This is a genomic window from Candidatus Accumulibacter cognatus (genome assembly GCF_000584975.1).
Lineage (GTDB): Bacteria > Pseudomonadota > Gammaproteobacteria > Burkholderiales > Rhodocyclaceae > Accumulibacter > Accumulibacter cognatus.
This window is the reverse complement of the sequence record NZ_JDST02000021.1, coordinates 14,607-32,646: the sequence shown is the minus strand read 5'-3', so window position 1 is coordinate 32,646 and position 18,040 is coordinate 14,607. Positions and strand designations below refer to the sequence as shown.

Annotated in this window: 9 protein-coding genes and 1 pseudogene; 5 read left to right on the top strand and 5 right to left on the bottom strand. The window is 59.6% G+C overall.

Translation table 11 applies throughout. From position 1 onward, the window contains the following. Nucleotides 1–250 precede the first annotated feature (250 nt). The 5 genes and pseudogenes from AW06_RS05115 to gltA form a co-directional block, all read right to left on the bottom strand. Nucleotides 251–1,531: pseudogene (locus AW06_RS05115) on the bottom strand (transposase); the annotation flags it as partial. Between the two features lie 335 nt (nt 1,532–1,866). Then, the gene (locus AW06_RS05110) at nt 1,867–2,412 is read right to left on the bottom strand and encodes a glycine zipper family protein (protein WP_273704398.1); all 546 of its coding nucleotides are present in this window, start codon (nt 2,410–2,412) and stop codon (nt 1,867–1,869) included. A gap of 992 nt (nt 2,413–3,404) precedes the next feature. Beyond that, complete coding sequence (locus AW06_RS05105; protein WP_034946607.1) at nt 3,405–4,340, bottom strand: alpha-E domain-containing protein; 936 nt, start codon at nt 4,338–4,340, stop codon at nt 3,405–3,407. Between the two features lie 19 nt (nt 4,341–4,359). Next, nucleotides 4,360–5,778, bottom strand: a complete 1,419-nt coding sequence (locus AW06_RS05100) for a circularly permuted type 2 ATP-grasp protein (protein WP_034946604.1) — start codon at nt 5,776–5,778, stop codon at nt 4,360–4,362. 391 nt (nt 5,779–6,169) lie between these two features. Then, nucleotides 6,170–7,459 carry a citrate synthase gene (gene gltA, locus AW06_RS05095; protein WP_034946601.1) on the bottom strand — a complete coding sequence of 430 codons (1,290 nt, stop codon included), beginning with the start codon at nt 7,457–7,459 and terminating at the stop codon, nt 6,170–6,172. Nucleotides 7,460–7,886: 427 nt separating this feature from the next. On the opposite strand from gltA, the gene AW06_RS19925 reads away from it, so the two are divergent. The 5 genes from AW06_RS19925 to AW06_RS05070 all read left to right on the top strand — a co-directional run bounded on the left by AW06_RS19925 (nt 7,887) and on the right by AW06_RS05070 (nt 18,024). Next, nucleotides 7,887–8,195, top strand: coding sequence for a hypothetical protein (locus tag AW06_RS19925; RefSeq protein WP_138678123.1), 309 nt, complete (start codon nt 7,887–7,889; stop codon nt 8,193–8,195). Then, nucleotides 8,192–10,792, top strand: a complete 2,601-nt coding sequence (locus AW06_RS05085; protein WP_034946598.1) for a [protein-PII] uridylyltransferase — start codon at nt 8,192–8,194, stop codon at nt 10,790–10,792. The genes AW06_RS19925 and AW06_RS05085 overlap by 4 nt, the downstream gene beginning before the upstream one ends. Nucleotides 10,793–11,019: 227 nt before the next feature. Beyond that, entirely contained in the window at nt 11,020–14,397 is a 3,378-nt protein-coding gene (locus tag AW06_RS05080) for a transglutaminase family protein (protein ID WP_034946595.1), read from the top strand. Between the two features lie 40 nt (nt 14,398–14,437). Next, entirely contained in the window at nt 14,438–16,999 is a 2,562-nt protein-coding gene (locus AW06_RS05075; RefSeq protein ID WP_138678124.1) for a circularly permuted type 2 ATP-grasp protein, read from the top strand. A 5-nt stretch (nt 17,000–17,004) separates the two neighbouring features. Continuing rightward, nucleotides 17,005–18,024, top strand: a complete 1,020-nt coding sequence (locus tag AW06_RS05070; protein WP_046535695.1) for a transglutaminase family protein — start codon at nt 17,005–17,007, stop codon at nt 18,022–18,024. The last annotated feature ends 16 nt before the right edge of the window (nt 18,025–18,040 follow it).

The window sequence follows — 18,040 nt, the reverse complement described above, 5'->3', positions numbered from 1 at the left end:
TCCGGCTTCGCCGGCTTAGGTCATAGCCTTATACACAACTCATCTGACATCATAAATATCGTTATGAAACAATAAGTTACCGAATTGCATAAAAACCTGCTCGTTTGAGCATGTTTCATCTAAAAATCAACGATTTAGATCGCTTTTTTGCTCATGCTGAATGAGTTGTGTATAAGGCTATGGGCTTAGGTGGCGCAAGAAAGTCAGGGTCGCGTTAGCGACCCTGTTTAGCCGCTTTGAGCGGCTCACATATTGAAAGCCCCCGGCTCTGCCGGGAGAAGGTTACTCCACGCACCGGCAACAGCACCAGTCCGAGATTCCTGGCCTGGGCATTGACACATTCGGCCGTGGCTGCACGTGCCTTATCAAGCGCCTTGGCCTCGTCTGTGCCCATCCGTTCCCGCCAGTCTCCCACGGCCGTACTGTCTCCGGGTTTCCTCTGGTGCGGATCGACCGCCACTTTCGGCGTCACCGAAACATCGCCCGCAGCCTCGTGTCCCGCCATTTCGTCCGTCGTTGTCTTCTTGGCTTTCGGCTTGGGCACGGGAGCCATCACTCGCGTTGGTGTGGTCACGGAATCCATCTGGTCGTGCGCCGGAAATCCACCATCCATCAACCAGTCGTCGGGTGCCCGTCCGCAACGATCCACGACCTGCTCCACCATGGGCACCATCTGCCCCATGTCACTGCCCGTGGTGACGACATCAACCGTGGTGACGACATCAACGCCTACGATCACCTGACTTGCCGTGTCGCGGCCAAATTCGATGTGGTACACCGGCCGGAATCCGCCATCCCCCATCTTCATGACCGTCGCCTCGGCGTCAGTCGTCGAGCGACGGGCGTCCTCGGGTTTCTGGCCTGGCTTCTTTTTGATGGCCGCCAGTTCAGGGAGGCGGGCCAGAGCAGCTTCAAGATACGCTTCACGTTCTTCTGCCGCACGCCGCTGCGCCGCTTGCTTACGAGGGCTTTCGCCCACAGGATCGTCGACGTAGGCCTTGAGTTGGGCAACTCTTTTCCGAGCCGTTTCAAGATGATCCTTGAGTTTGTCTTCTCGGCGAAAGGAAGCGGCACCGGCACTGGCTCGTACTCGCATGCCGTCCTGTGCCACTGCCTTCAGTTTGACGGCGCCTGCCGCCATCAGGCTGGAGATGCTGTCCGTCAGCAGTTCGTCCATCGCCTCGACCTCGTGGCGAAAATCAGCCAGGGTATGGTAATTCACGTCCACGCCCCCACAGATCCCCCGGTAGGCGTCGTCTTCCCCAGTCAACTGCTCAAGCCTTCGGGCACTGCCCACACCTTCCCATGTCGCAAAAAGCCACAGGGCGAACAGAATTTCAGGGGCAATCGCCGGTCGCCCCGGCCCGCCTTCAACGGCTTTGATCCCAGCATACAGCCGTGACATGTTCTGCCGCTCCACATAACCCCAGACCATCCGTGCCCAGTGCCCCGGCAGCAACAGGGATTCCAGACTGCTCGCGCGCGGCACCACTTGGTTACGATCAGGCATCAGAACAAGCGCAGCAGCCTTCAGCACCAAGTCACTGCCAGAATTCGGGCGTTTGCGTTTGCGGGTGTCGTTCCATCAGAGAAAATGAAGGAGGAAGTCTCAGTCATTGCCGTCACCTCGTAATCAACATGATCACTTCCCCACTGTACTCCCGCCACAGGCTTCAGCCCGAATCTTGCAGGATATTTTCACAGGTTCTCACTCCCTGGCAAGTCAAGTCGACGGATCGACCAGGACCGCTACCATGGTCAGGTCGTTCACCACCTCATCAAGCACGTGCCCACTTTGGGCCTCCAACAAGATCGGTGACAAGGGCATCACTCCCCTCGGTCTTGCTGCGCGCATGTTGGCCAGGCCTATTTGCGTTGGGGGGGAACACCCTCCGGCGGCAGCGTATTCGGCGGCGGATAGTTCGGCGGGGGTTTGGGCTGCGGTGGCAGGTCCGGTGCAGGCGTGCCGGGCGGCGGATAGCCCGGTGGAGGCGCTCCGGGTGGCAGGTAATTCGCCGGTGCCTGGCGGTACACGGCCGACCCCGGCACTTGGTTCCCACGCGAGTACATGCACTGAACATAGGCCATGTTGTAGCGCCGCTGCAGCTCGTAGGAAGTCAGATGGGCAGTGTGGCCACTCGCCGAGCTGCCAAAAACCAGTCCGGTCCCCGCACCGATCGCGGCACCCTGGCCCGCTCGGCCGGTCGCTGAACCGATGATCGCACCCGCGGCAGCGCCAATGGCGGTCGCCACCACGGCAGGGCTGACGGCCGCATCGGCAGCCGCCTGGCTGACGGGCGCCGTCAACGCCCATGCGTATTGCTGGCAAGCGATGTCATCGTCCCGGAAATGCTCGAAGGATTTTTGTTGCCCCGGCAGGACCAGCACCGTGGGACCGGTCGGTATGGTCACGCACCCTGTCATGAACAAGCTGGCCGCAAGCAACCGCAAAAACATTCGTTTTTCCATGATGAGTCTCCGTTGCGGCCTATTGCGCCAGCTTGGGTCGCGTCTTCACACTCGTGTCCGCCTGCGGCAGCACCCGTATCCAGGCCTGGCTGCAATCCCGAACGTAAGGGTAGTAGCCCGCAGGTTGGGTGCAATAAAACCAGAACGTCGGTGGCGAGCCGGCATTGCCTGCAACGGATGGCGGATCCGGATGGGATTGAGCAGGCAGCGGAGCTCCCTCGACTGGCTGCTCAACATAAACTGTTGGGGCTACCGCGTAGCTTGTGGCATAGGGGATGTATCCGTAAGAATAAGCATAGGGCCAACCACCCCAATAAGCGGGCGCACCAATATAAAACCCGGCGCCTGGACCCCAGTAGGCTCCTCTCCATCCGCCATGGTAGCCTTGCCAGCCACCGTAATAGTCTACTCTTCCGTGACCTCCGTAGAAGCCACCTACGACGACACGGCCATACGCCATTGCGGTGCCGCTCCAGATCGCGCACAGCGTCAGCGCTGCCAACCACCCAAGCAGACGTCTCTTCATTGCGGCTACTCCTTTGCCTCATGCGTGCGTGACAAGCAACCCAGCCACATCAGGCACGAATGCGCCCATTATCTTCGCTTTTTCCCAGCTCGGAAACATCCCGTTATGCACACCGCTGACCCCCACTCGGTTGCAGGATGACCCCGTGGCGCCGCTCAGGCGGCACGGCCCGCAACTGATCGATTGCCCGTGATGATTGGAAAGGCAAGCGGCATATCGTCATCGGCTTGCTGACGCCGGAGGCTGGGGAACCTCTGGTGGCGCATGTCTTTGAAGGTGGTACGTCAGACCCGACGACGGTAGCCAATTAGATCACGTGCTTGCCGATCAGGGTTCGCCAACGCCGTCGGGCATGGAACCGTTCGGCCCGAGCTCGCCTTGCCTCACCTTTTGGTTGAGCCATGGCAACTCAACCCGGCACCAGGAAGTCGCGGCTGACGCCGTCGCCCAGCTCGAAGATACGATCCATGAAATCGGTCAGGTACTCGTGCAGTCCCCCGGCCAGAACATCTTCGATGCGCGCGAAATGCAGGCGGGCATGCAGCACACCGGCCTGCCGTACAGTCTCGGCAGAGGCCTTGTTGGCAACCAGTTGCAGCATGCGAACGATGCCGTCAGCGCAGGCATGCAAGGATCTTGGCAGGTCCTCGCGCAGGATCAGCAATTCGGCAACTCGCCCCGGCGTGATGGCGTCACGGTACACCTTGCGATAGACCTGGAATGCGGATACTGAGCGCAATAGCGCACCCCAGCGATAGAAGTCGCTGGCCCCTTCGTCGTCATTCTGGCGCAGGATGTGATATTGCATATCGAGAATGCGCGCGGTGTTATCTCCCCGTTCAAGCAGTCCGCCGAGGCGGATGAAGTGCAGCGCATCGTCCTTGAGCATGGTCCCGAAAGTCACGCCGCGCGTGACCGCCGAACGTAGCTTGACCCAGTCGAAGAACTCGCTGATGCCGCGCGCGAGAATATGTTCGAAGTTCTGCTGCCGCAGTTCTATCCAGGTCGCATTGACGCTCTCCCACATCTCGGCAGTCATGGTGCCGCGAACGGCATGCGCATTTTCGCGCGCGGCGCGTAGACAATTGAAGATCGACGAAGGATTGGCGGGGTCAGAAACCATGAAACGCAGGACACTCTCGACGTTGACCTCGCGGTTGGTCTCCGCAAAATCGGCTTCCAGGCTGTTCAATGCAAGTATGGCACGCCAGTTTTCATTGCGTGAGGCAACGGATTGGGGTACCAGCGACATCTGGTAGGAGACATCGAGCAGACGCGCGAGGTTCTCGGCGCGTTCGGTATAACGCGCCATCCAGTAAAGGTGATCAGCTGTGCGGCTCAACATTTCGGCTCTCCCTGTATGCTCAGTTTTCCAGTACCCAGGTGTCCTTGGTCCCGCCACCCTGCGAGGAGTTGACGACCAGTGAGCCTTCTCGAAGCGCTACCCGGGTCAGGCCGCCTGGAACCATCCGGATACCACGCTTGCCTGACAGGACAAAGGGACGCAGGTCGAGGTGACGTGGCGCGACTCCAGCCTCGACGAACGTGGGGCAATTGGATAGAGCCAGCGTAGGCTGTGCGATGTATTTCTCGGGCGAAGCCAGGATCCGGGTACGGAATTCCTCGATCTCGGATTTGCTCGACGCCGGCCCGACCAGCATGCCGTAGCCGCCAGCGCCATGCACTTCCTTGACCACCAGTTCCGGCAGGTGCGCCAGCACATACTTCAGGTCATCCGGCTTGCGCAGCATCCAGGTTGGGACATTGTTGAGTTTCGGTTCCTCCCCGAGGTAGAAGCGGATCATCTCCGGTACGTAAGGGTAGATCGACTTGTCATCGGCAACACCCGTGCCGATGGCGTTGGCCAGCGTGACATGGCCGGCGCGATAGGCGGCAAGCAGTCCCGGCACACCCAGCATCGACTCTTTGTTGAATACCACCGGATCCAGAAAGTCGTCATCAAGCCTGCGGTAGATCACATCGACCCGCTGCGGACCCTGCGTAGTGCGCATGAATACTGTTTCGTCCTTGACGAAGAGGTCCCTTCCCTCGACCAGTTCGATACCCATCTGCTGTGCCAGGAAGGTATGTTCGAAATAGGCGCTGTTATAGGCACCCGGCGTCAGCAACACGACGGTCGGATCGGTTACCCCTTTGGGCGCCACGGTACGTAAGTTTTCCAGCAGCATATCCGGATAATGCTGAACCGGTGCGATCATCTGACGTGAAAAAAGCTCGGGGAAAAGCCGCATCATCATCTTGCGGTCTTCGATCATGTATGAGACACCCGATGGTACACGCAGATTGTCTTCGAGGACGTAGAACTCACCGGCTCCGGCACGCACGATATCTACCCCGGCGATATGGGCGTAAATGTCCGACGGTACGTCGATGCCGATCATCTCGGGGCGAAACTGCGCGTTGTCCACTACTTGCTCGGACGGAATGCGACCGGTCTTGAGGATCGCCTGCTCATGGTAGATGTCGTTCAGAAACGCATTGAGTGCCTTGACCCGCTGCCATAGCCCTGCCTCCAGCGACTGCCATTCAGCCGCCGGGATGATGCGCGGGATGATGTCGAAGGGAATCAGGCGTTCGGTGCCGGCTTCCTCGCCGTAGACAGCAAAGGTGATCCCGACACGGTGAAATGCGGTATCGGCTTCGACCCGCTTGCGCTCAAGACGCTCGGCCGACATCGCTGCCAGCCATTCGGCAAAGGCCCGGTAATGGGGCCGCAGCGTGTCTGTCGAATCGTACATCTCGTTGTAGAAATCTGCGCTCATTTTACTCACCACCAGTCAATGTGAAAGTCGCGTCAGTGACTCACGAATCTCCTCTCTCCCGAACCTAGGCGAGGGGTAGGGTGAGGGAAACGGCCATGGCATTCATGATCAAGAGTGTCTGCAATCGCCATGGCCGTCGGGCTACGAAAATCAAGCACAAACCGTGCCTGGAAAACAACTACACAAATACTCGCATCCGGAGGCGCTAAAGACTGCGCCAACGCCAGAAAACAGTGCGGCACTACCGTAACAGGCACCTGTCTGGTGCGTCGCTGACACAAATTCTGGTGGCACCAACATTCTGCGATCTCTCCAGATTCGGACGAGATCTCTGTCGAAGCCTGAATCGCCCATGGTAGCTCATGGTTCATGGTATTTCCGTCGGCATCGCTCAGGCTGATGACGACAGGTTGCGTCTGTTTACGCCGATGTAGAGCTGACGCGGTCGCGCGATCTTGTACTCGGGATCGCTCAGCATTTCCTCCCATTGTGCCATCCATCCCGCCGTGCGGGCCAGCGAAATGATGCAGGTAAACATCGAGGTCGGGATACCCAGCGCCTTTTGCACAAGGGCAGAGTAGAAGTCCAGATTCGGGTAGAGCTTGTTCTCGACAAAAAACGGATCTTCGAATGCGATATTCTCGATGGCCTTGGCCACTTTGAACAGACGGTGATCCTCCAGTCCCAGATCCTTCAGCAACTCGTTGTACGCTGCGCGCATCACCTGTGTCCTTGGGTCGAAAGTCGTGCAAACAGGATGGCCAAAGCCGACCTGCAGGAGACTGCCGCTGTCAACGCGGGCGAGAGCGATGAATTCAGCAACCCGGGTAACGTCGCCTACCGCTTCGAGCATGGCCAGACAGGCTTCGCTGGCTCCCGCATGCGCTGGCCCTGACAGACAGGCAATGGCCGCAGCGACGCAGGCAAACGGGTTGGCACCCGAGGAACCCGCCATTCGCACCGTCGAGGTTGCTGCATCCTGTCCCTGTTCGGCCTGTACGATGAACAGCTTGTTGAGTGCGCGTACCATGGCCGGAATCGGCATGTACGTTTCGCGCGGTGTGCCGAACATCATATACAGGAAGTTGGCGGTGTAGCCGAGATCGTAGCGAGGACTCATGAACGGCTCACCGATCGAATACTTGTAAGCCATGGCGACAATCGTCGGCATGCGCGCGACAATGCGATGGAAGCTGAGATTTCGCCGCTCAGCGTCGGAAAAGTCGGCCGCATCATGATGAAAAGCTGACAGGGCGCCGACCACGCCAACCATCACCGCCATTGGGCGAGCATCCCGACGGAAGCCCTGATAGAACTTCACCATCTGCTCATGCATCGATGCCTGCTTCCTGATCGCAGACTCGAAGGAGTGTTTCTGCACGGCATTTGGCAGTTCGCCATTTTTCAGAAGATAAGCCACCTCTAGAAAGTCACATTGCTCAGCGAGTTGCTCGATCGGGTAGCCGTAATGGAGAACTTCGCCCTTCTCGCTATCGATACACGTGATCCTCGACTTGCAACCGGCAGTCGACTCGAAGCCCGAATCGTAGGCGAAATAACCGCTTCTGCCGCCTAGTGTGCGAATGTCAAGACAATTTGCGCCCTGTGTCGGCGCCAGGATTGAAATAGGCCAGGAGGCCTCGCCATGAATGGTCAATGTGGCCTTGCGTTCTGTGATCATGGTATTCCTCCTTGTCAGATTAGGTTCTTCCAATGGCGCCATTTCAGTTCTCATGCATTCCGGCTGAACGGGCTCATGGTCCCGATCAACGCACCCCATAGCGCACTGTCGTAGGGAGGTATGCGTCAAATTTGCACCGATACTGTGCCCACCGCTCTTCGTACCACAACTCCTTTCTCTTGCCCGCACCCGCTCCAAGCGCCCAGGAAGCACTGTTGCCGGCACTTAGCTGCAATCAATGACACCTACAGCCACCCTGATACCAGCAAGACACATACCAGCCAGGATTTCGGCGCGCACGATTCTTGCTTGACTGGTGGGTGCCTGTCTGAAGCACCACATCTGGTCTCTCGTGGCAGCACATCGCCGCACCCGTGGAGGTCATACGACCGACACCTGCCGGCATCGTTGAAAAGGCTGATACAAGATGAAGACACCAATGATTCTTCCCTGGCTAGCGAGCAAGACCGGCGTGAGCGACCACCGTGCCGAGGAACTGTGGCGGGCTGCCTGTCGCCAAGCGGAATGGTTCACCGGCAAACGAGACGATTCGTCCTACTGGGGTGTCGTGCTGCAGAACCTGCTGGACCTGCTCGAACAGGAACGCTTGCGAGCGTATCCGCTGCTTGTCTGGCCTAGCTTGCTCATGCAGGGAGGCCTGCAGTACTGGTCCTTGCTGACGCAGCACTGGCTGCTGGCCGCTTCCCGGTCTTTACAATCCGGACGGCAGCGATGACAGCAGAGGCAGTAGCGCGTAGCGCCTTGATCACGCGCTTGAAGGTTCGTTTACGGGACGGTCAGCGGACGATCCGCGAACGTTTCCTTGCAGGGGGCGACGCCGTATGTTTATTGCATGAACGCAGCCAACTAGTCGACAAAGTGCTGTGCGAACTCTGGAACGACCTTTCCTTGCCGGCTTCGCTGGCGTTGATTGCGGTCGGCGGCTATGGACGCGGCGAGCTCTACCCGGCCTCGGACGTCGATCTATTGATCCTGCTGCCAGAACAAGCGGATGACGTACTGACAACCCGGATCGAACAACTGATCTGCGTGTTCTGGGACGTCGGGCTGGAAACCGGCCACAGCGTGCGCACCATCGAGCAGTGTCTGGAGGAAGCGGCTGGCGACATCACGGTACAGACGGCGATGCTCGAAGCTCGCCTGCTGATCGGAAGCAGCAGCCTGTTTCGGGGGCTAACCGTGCTCATCCGGAGTAGCCTCGACGCACCGGCGTTCTTCCAGAGCAAGCGTATCCAGCAGGAAGACCGGCATCAGCGTTTCAGCGATACCTCCTACAGCCTTGAAGCAAACTGCAAGGAAGGACCGGGCGGACTGCGCGACCTGCAGCTCATCCTGTGGATTGCGCAGGCTGCAGGCTACGGCAAGAGCTGGAAAGATCTCGAGCTCTGTGGGTTCATCACTGACGAAGAGGCGCAGCTTCTGACCGCCTGCGAAGCCTTTCTGTGCCGCCTGCGCATTCATTTGCACCTGCACGCCGGACGCCGCGAAGATCGACTGCTCTTCGAATACCAGACAGCCCTGGCCGAAAAGCTCGGGTTTAACGCCACGGCCGATCTTCGCGCCAGCGAAACACTGATGCAGCAATACTACCGAACAGCCAAAACGGTTACCCAGATCAACGCCATCATCCTGCAGAACATCGGCACCGCCTTGTTCCCCCCTCCTGAACTCCCGCCGCGACGAATCAACGAACGCTTCCAGAATGCGCATGAGTTTCTCGACGTGGTCCATGAGGAGGTGTTCAGGCAAACTCCAAGCGCCATCCTTGAGGCTTTTCTATTGCTCCAGACACATGCCGAGTTGAAGGGCATGAGTGCGCGCACGCAGCGCGCTCTGTGGCGAGCACGACAACTGATCGACGAGGATTTCCGCTGCAATCCAGAGCACCGGGCGCTTTTTCTGCAGATTTTCAAGCAGGAGCGCCGTCTGGTCCAGGAGTTCCGGCGCATGAATCAACTGGGTGTGCTGGGCCGCTATCTACCCTGTTTCGGACGCATCGTCGGGCAGATGCAGCACGATCTGTTCCACGTCTACACCGTTGACCAGCATATCCTGCAGGTCATTCGCCGGCTGCGCCGCTTCTCGATGGAAGAGTTCGCGCATGAGTATCCATTCTGCACTCGTCTGATCAGCGACCTCGGTAATCCCTGGCTCCTCTACATTGCCGCCCTGTTTCACGACATCGCCAAAGGGCGTGGCGGTGACCACTCTGAACTTGGCGCACTCGATGCGCGGGAATTCTGCAAACAGCACGGCTTGGCGGCGGAAGATACAGAACTGGTCGTCTGGCTGGTTCGCCAGCATCTGGTGATGTCCCGTGTCGCGCAGAAGCAGGACATCACCGATCCTGGCGTGGTGGCTCAATTCGCCAACATCGTTGGCGACGAAAGGCATCTGATCGCGCTCTACCTGCTGACCGTTGCCGACATCCGCGGCACCAGCCCGAAGGTCTGGAATGCCTGGAAGGGACAACTGCTCGAGCAGCTGTTCAAGGCCACCCAGCGCTTCCTGCAGGCGAGTGACGAAACGCTGATGACGCATGGCATGATTGCGCAGCGACAACAGGAAGCACTGCGTCTGATGCGCTTTCTCGCGCTCCCCGAGGCGGCGCATGAGCCCTTGTGGAATCAACTCGATACGGTTTATTTCCTGCGTCAATCGGCCGAAGAAATCGCGTGGCACGCTCGCGCCCTGCACGAGCGAATAGAGACGGATCGACCGCTGGTTGTCGCCCGCCTGAATCCGCTTGGCGAGGGGCTCGAAGTGATGGTCTATACGCACGATCAGGCGGACCTCTTCGTGCGTATGGTCGGATTCTTCAGCCGTGCCGGTTACAGCATCGTCGACGCCAAGATTCACACCACGCGGCATGGCTACGCGCTCGACACCTTCATGCTGCTCGATGTCTCCAAACGCGACAGTGACCGGGCGATGATCAGCTATATCGAGCACGAACTCAGTGACCGGCTGGCTCACCAGGCCCCGCTGGATGTCCCCGCAAACGGACGCATCTCGCGGCAGGTGAAACATTTCCCGATTCAAACGCAGGTGAGCATCCAGCCGCTGGTCAGTCTGGAAGCCGACGAAACCGGGAAATTGTTCGTCCTCACCGTCATTGCCGCCGATCGTCCCGGCTTACTGTTTGTCATCGCCAGCGAACTAGCTAGACATCGGGCCAATCTGCACACGGCCAAAATCGCTACGCTCGGTGAGCGGGTCGAGGACACTTTTCTGATCAGTGGTGGACATCTCGAGGAAAGCGCTGGACGTGTCAAACTGGAAACTGATCTGCTGCAGCACCTGCAGGGTTGATTGGGCTAGGCATCCTTGCCCTTACGTACGTAAGCTTGCGCCAGATCGTACTGCAATGACGAGACCACCGGTCATGACATTTCCAGACACTCCCGATGATGAATATCATGGCCGTTTCTCTCTACTGCAAGAGGAGAGAGGGAGGTTCGTGAGTCGCCGATGCGACTTGCACATCAAGTAGCGTGATTCTTGCTAGAAAAAATTGATATTTTGTCCCGGAGCTGACCGTGTCCATACATGTTGCCCTCAATCACCTTACACACTATCGCTACGACCGTCCGATCAGTTTGTCTCCGCAAATCGTTCGGCTGCGTCCGGCACCGCATTCGCGCACACCGATCCTCAGCTACTCACTGAAGGTCAGTCCCGCACAGCATTTCATCAACTGGCAACAGGATCCGCAAGCGAATTATCTGGCGCGTCTGGTCTTCCCTGAGAAGACGCGCGAGTTTTGTGTTGAAGTCGATCTGCTGGTCAACATATCAGTGATCAATCCGTTCGATTTCTTTCCTGAGCCCTATGCGACGACCTTTCCCTTTCAATACGAAACGTGGCAGCAGGAAGAACTCGAACCCTATCTGCACCGATTGCCGCTGACACCGCTGCTTCGCCGCTTTCTGGCAACCATTCCCTCCGCGCCGCGCCACAGCGTCGATTTTCTGGTCGACCTGAACCGCCAGATACAGCGCACGGTGAGCTACGTCATTCGTCTTGAGCCCGGTGTGCAGACACCGGAGCAAACTCTCGAACTGGCGAGCGGCTCTTGCCGTGACTCAGCCTGGTTGCTGGTGCAAGTGCTACGCCATCTCGGCTTGGCGGCACGCTTCGTTTCGGGTTACCTGATCCAGCTGGTGCCCGACGTCAAATCGCTGGACGGTCCATCCGGAACCGACCATGATTTCACCGACCTGCACGCCTGGTGCGAGGTATACCTACCAGGCGCCGGCTGGATCGGCCTCGATCCGACCTCTGGCCTGTTCGCCGGGGAAGGGCATATTCCGCTGGCGTGTTCGCCGCAACCGTCTTCGGCGGCTCCGATCACGGGCTTCACCGAGTCCTGTGAATGCGAGTTCGAACACCACATGAAAATCGAGCGCGTCTGGGAGGCGCCCAGGGTCACCAAACCCTATGACGAAGCGCAATGGTCGGCGATCGAGGCGCTGGGCCATCAGATCGACGCCGATCTGGTCAGTGCCGACGTACGCCTGACGATGGGCGGCGAACCAACTTTCGTCTCGATTGATGACCACGACGGCGCCGAATGGAACATCGACGCACTCGGACCGACCAAACGTCTGCGTGCCGCGGAAATTTTTCAGCGTCTGCGCGCGCGGTACGCGCCGCAGGGCCTGCAGCATTTTGGGCAGGGCAAATGGTATCCCGGCGAACAGTTGCCGCGCTGGTCACTGAACTGCTTCTGGCGACGCGATGGCCAGCCGGTGTGGAACAACCCGGCGCTGTATGCCGATGAAAACCGCGACTACGGTGCTGACGAAGTCCTTGCCGGCCGCTTTCTGAACAAGCTCGCTGAGTTACTGGCGATCGACCCGCAGCATGTGTTTCCAGCCTGCGAAGATGTGTACTACTACCTCTGGCGCGAACATCGCCTGCCGATCAATGTCGACCCCTTTGATGCCCGCCTTGATGATCCGATTGAACGCGACCGCCTAGCTAGGGTTTTTCGTCAGGGACTCGACAAGGTAGTCGGATATGTCCTGCCGCTCAAGCGCCGACCGCAGGGTGGCTGGCAAAGCGGGCCGTGGTTCCTGCGCGCAGGTCGTTGCTATCTGATACCGGGCGATTCGCCAATCGGCTACCGACTGCCGCTGGATTCGCAGCCCTGGGTGGCCAAATCCGACTATCCGTACATTCATTCTCCCGATCCGACGCAAAGATTTTCTGCGCTACCCGATCATGCACAGATGCAGGCCCGCTATGCGGTCAGCGGCAGCGCGAACTTGCACGCAGAAGCTGCCGCGGTCACTGGCGAACACTTTTCTGAGCAGGCGCTCGACCGTGCAGCCGAGTCGCTGACGCATGCAGCCGGGAATGTCGACGCACAGGGAACCCTGTCGCCGACATTGGTCATACGCACCTCCTTGTCGGCGCAGGCGCGCAATGGCGTGCTGTATATCTTCATGCCGCCGACCGAAACGCTCGATGACTACCTAGAACTGGTGACCGCCGTCGAGGCCACGGCCAGGACACTGGCCACACCGGTCATCGTCGAAGGTTACGAGCCGCCCTCGGATCCACGCTTGACCAACTTCAGGGTAACCCCAGACCCTGGGGTAATCGAAGTCAACATTCAGCCATCAGCAAGCTGGGATGAACTCGTCGAACGGACGACCCATCTCTATGAAGCGGCTCATCTGTCACGTCTCTGTACCGAAAAGTTCATGCTCGACGGTCGCCATACCGGCACCGGCGGTGGCAACCACTTCGTCTTCGGTGGCGCCAGCGTACTCGACTCGCCCTTCCTGCGCCGCCCAGACCTATTACGAAGCCTGATCAGTTACTGGCACAACCACCCATCGCTGTCGTATCTCTTCTCCGGCCTGTTCATTGGCCCGACCAGCCAGTCGCCGCGTGTCGACGAAGCGCGCAACGATTCGGTATATGAACTGGAGATTGCCTTCAGCCAGTTCCCAAAGACGACGTCAGATGGGACGGAGTGCATCGCCCCCTGGATCATCGACCGCGTACTTCGCAACCTGTTGATCGACTCGACGGGCAATACGCACCGCGCAGAATTCTGCATCGACAAGCTGTACTCTCCCGAAGGTCCCACCGGCCGCCTCGGTCTGCTAGAAATGCGCGCTTTCGAAATGCCCCCGCACGCGCGCATGTCGCTGGCCCAGCAACTGCTGCTGCGGGCGCTGATCGCCCGCTTCTGGCGTACGCCCTACGCACCGGAGCGACTGGTGCGCTGGGGAACCGAGCTGCATGACCGCTTCATGCTGCCGCACTTCGTGCAACAGGATTTCGAAGATGTTCTGAGTGAACTGCGTGGCGCCGGCTATGCGCTGGAAAGTGCTTGGTTTGCGCCTCACTTCGAGTTCCGTTTTCCTCTGCATGGCAGCATCACGGCGCAGGGCATCGAACTGGAACTGCGGCATGCCCTTGAACCCTGGCATGTCATGGGTGAGCAGGGATCGGTCGGAACTACCGTGCGCTACGTCGACTCTTCGCTGGAACGGGTGCAGCTCAAGGTGACCGGCATGGCCAGTGATCGTTATGTGATAGGTTGCAACGGCCGCGCCTTGCCGATGCGCTCGACCGGCAGGCCAGGCGAGTTTGTGGCCGGTGTGCGTTACCGGGCCTGGCATCCGCCATCGGCGCTGCATCCGACGATCGGCGTGCACGCACCGCTGGTTTTCGACCTCGTCGATACCTGGATGAAGCGCTCACTAGGAGGCTGCCAATATCACGTCGAGCACCCCGGCGGACGCAACCCCGACCGCTACCCGGTCAACGCCAACGAGGCTGAAGGTCGCCGCCTGGCGCGCTTTACGCCATTTGGCCACACGCCCGGCCAAATTGATATTCAGCCAGCACCAGTCAATACCGGCTTCCCGTTTACGTTAGACTTGCGGCGATCCTGAAACTAACTAGCGCAGGAGCAAACCCTCCTGCGCTTTTTTCATGCCGCCATCCCTGCTTTCCAGTTATCAGAAGAAAACCGACCGTTTCGACGAAATGCTCGCCGAGGACGGCAGCGTTCGTCCTGCGTGGCAACCGTTTCTTGCCCACCTCGATGCGGCGACACCGGAGCAGATGCGCCACCGAGTGGATTACGTACGCCGACGCATTCTCGAAAATGGTATCACCTATAATGTCTATGCCGACCCGAAAGGCGCCGATCGGCCATGGGAACTCGATCCGCTGCCGTTGATCCTGTCACCTGGCGAGTGGCAGGAACTGGCCAGCGCCGTGACGCAACGTGCACGCCTGCTCAACGCCGTGCTCAAGGATCTGTATGGTCCGCAGGAGTTGCTGAGGGACGGCAGCCTGCCACCGGCGCTGGTCTTTGGTCATAACAACTTTCTCTGGCCATGCCAGGGGGTCAGACCAGCCGGTGATACCTACCTGCATCTTTGCGCCGTAGACCTCGCACGTTCACCTGATGGTCGCTGGTGGGTGATCGCCGATCGAACGCAGGCGCCCTCGGGTGCGGGTTATGCACTTGAAAACCGGACCATCATTGGCCGAGTTTTCCCCGAACAGTTCCGCGACCTGCATGTCCAGCATCTCGCGTCATTCTTCCGTCAACTCCAGGACAGCCTTGCCTATTGGGCAGCCCCTGCCAGCGAGGCCCCGTTGATCGTGCTCCTGACACCGGGACCCTATAACGAGACCTACTTCGAACACACCTATCTGGCGCGCTATCTCGGTTTTCCACTGGTCGAAGGACATGATTTGACGGTACGCGGCGACTGCGTCTACCTCCGAACACTCAGCGGCTTGCGCCGGGTGCATGCGATTCTGCGCCGACTCGACGATGACTACTGCGATCCGCTTGAACTGCGCGGTAATTCGGCACTCGGTGTGCCAGGGCTCTTGCAGGCCGTACGGGCCGGCAAGGTGCTGATTGCCAATGCCCTCGGCAGCGGCCTGCTCGAATCCGCGGCGCTACCGGGATTTTTGCCCGGCGCCTGCGAAAAGCTGCTCGGCGAGGCGCTGGCCATGCCCTCGGTGGCCACCTGGTGGTGCGGCGAGCAGGCGGCGCTCGAGTTCACCATCGAGCACCTCGACGAACTGGTGATCAAGGGCTCGTATCCCTCACAGCGTTTCGATCCGGTCTTTGGTAACGAACTGATCGGCAGCCCGCGCGAAGAAATGATCGCCCGCCTGAAAACACGACCACAGGCCTATGTCGCCCAGGAACTGGTCAATTTCTCCGAAGCGCCGACCTGGAGTACCCGCCATGACCGGCATCTGCTGCCGCGCGGCGTGGGTCTGCGTGTATTTGTTGCCGCCACCCCAAGCGGTTACGTGGTGATGCCGGGAGGCCTGACGCGTGTCTCAGCGGTTTCCAATGCGCGGGTCATCTCGATGCAGCGCGGCGGCTCAAGCAAGGACACCTGGATACTGACCGACCAGGCGGTCAATACCTTCAGCCTGCTCAAGCCCCAGGTCGGCAAAGCAGACCTGGTTCGCGGCGGTCGCAACCTGTCGTCGCGAGTGGTCGAGAACCTGTACTGGTTCGGCCGTTACGCCGAACGAACCGACAAGACCTCGCGCCTCCTGCGCGTCGCGTTGTCACGTCTGGTCGATACCGGCGCCGACATTCTGCCTGCACTGACATCGGCTTTCGACCTTTGCCGTGCCATGCAGTTGTTGCCGGCCGTCAGCGAAGCCGAAGCGGGCGGCCCTGCAAAGATCGGCTCGCCAGCGCCCGAGCTGTCACTCGAAGCGCAACTGCTTGCCGCAGTTTGTGGCACCGAGTTGAACGAGGGCCTAGCGGGTGACATTCGCCGTCTACTATGGGTGGCCACGCAGGTACGCGAGCGTTTCTCGCTTGACAACTGGCATGCGATCAATCGCCTGCAACAACAATTGCAACGCTACGGAAAAATCGTGGCCGAGGTCAGCCAACCCGAGCTCAGCGAGGTACTGGCCTTCCTCGACCAGGTTCTGCTCGTTTCCTCCTCGCTGGCCGGTTTTGCAATGGACAACATGACCCGTGACGACGGCTGGCGTTTTCTGATCATCGGCAGGCGAATTGAAAGACTCGTTTTCCTTGCCAACGCCGTCGCGCAATTCCTGCTCCTGGACTCGACGCGTGCTTCCGGCAGCCTGGAATGGCTGCTCGAACTGACCGACAGCATCATCACCTATCGTTCGCGCTACATGACCCAGCCACAGATCCTGCCGACCCTCGACCTGATCGTTTTCGACGAGGGCAACCCGCATTCGGTGGCCTTTCAATTGCAGATCCTCATCCGTTACCTCGACAACCTGGCGCGCCTGCTCGGAGGTCCGCGTGACCTGGCACTGCGGCAAGAACTGGCATGCCTGCAGGGTTTCGACCTCGGGCGTTTCGAGGGGCAAAGCTTCAGCGACTGTCGTGCCTGCGATCCCTGCCTCGCCCTGGCAGCGATCCTCGGCGAAGTGTCACTCGCTGCGGCAACGCTTTCGGATCGCCTGGCAATGCGCTATTTCAGTCATGTCGGCGATGTCAGTCGGCCCACCCTCGCCTCTTAATCGCCGTGTCCCCGAACGCCGCCCGTTATCACATTGTTCACGAAACGATCTACAGCTACGACAGCCCGGTATCGCTTTCGCGCCAGCTCCTGCATCTGACCCCGCGCGATTGCGCCTGGCAACGCTGCCTGGCGCATCAGATCAATGTGACTCCCGAAGTGACTGCTGAGCGCGAGCGCTACGATTGCTTTGGCAATCCGGTGCGGGAGCTTGCGATCGAATTTCCTCACGACACCCTCAGCGTCCGGGCTGAGAGCACCATCGAGGTACTTCCGCACTTGCCGCTTGACGCACTGGCTGCCCTGATGGGGAAAGCGGCCACGAATGCGGGCCAAGCCAGGCCGCCGCAACCGGCATCGCCCCACTACCTGCGCGCTTCTCCGGCGTGGGAAACGGTGCGCGATGCACTCGCCTACGGTGCTCGTCCCGTTCTGCTCGAAGCCAGCTGTTTCCAGTTCGAATCGCCCTATGTACGCGTCAAGCGAGAGTTTGCCGCTTATGCCAGGCCCTGCTTCACTCCCGGTCGACCCGTACTGGAAGCGGTGCAAGCGCTGATGAGCCGCATCTACAACGAGTTCGAGTTCGACCCCGAGGCAACGACCGTCGCCACCCCGGTTCTTGAGGTACTGGCCGACAAACGCGGCGTCTGTCAGGACTTCGCACACCTGATGCTATCCTGCCTGCGTTCGCAGGGTATCGCCGCGCGTTACGTCAGCGGCTACCTGCTCACCCATCCGCCACCGGGGAAGCCGCGCATGGTAGGCGCCGATGCTTCGCACGCATGGGTTTCAGTGTATTGCCCGGGACTCGAAGGCGGGCGCTGGGTGGACTTCGACCCGACCAACAACCTGTTACCCGACACGCAGCACATCACGCTCGCCTGGGGACGGGATTTTGCCGACGTCTCTCCGCTACGTGGCGTCATTCTCGGTGGTGACGCGCATGAACTCGACGTCGCCGTCACCGTCACCCCGGTCAGTGAAACCTGCGATGACGTGGCTGCCTTGAGTGCAAGCCGGCCATAGGCAGGCCCGCACGGAT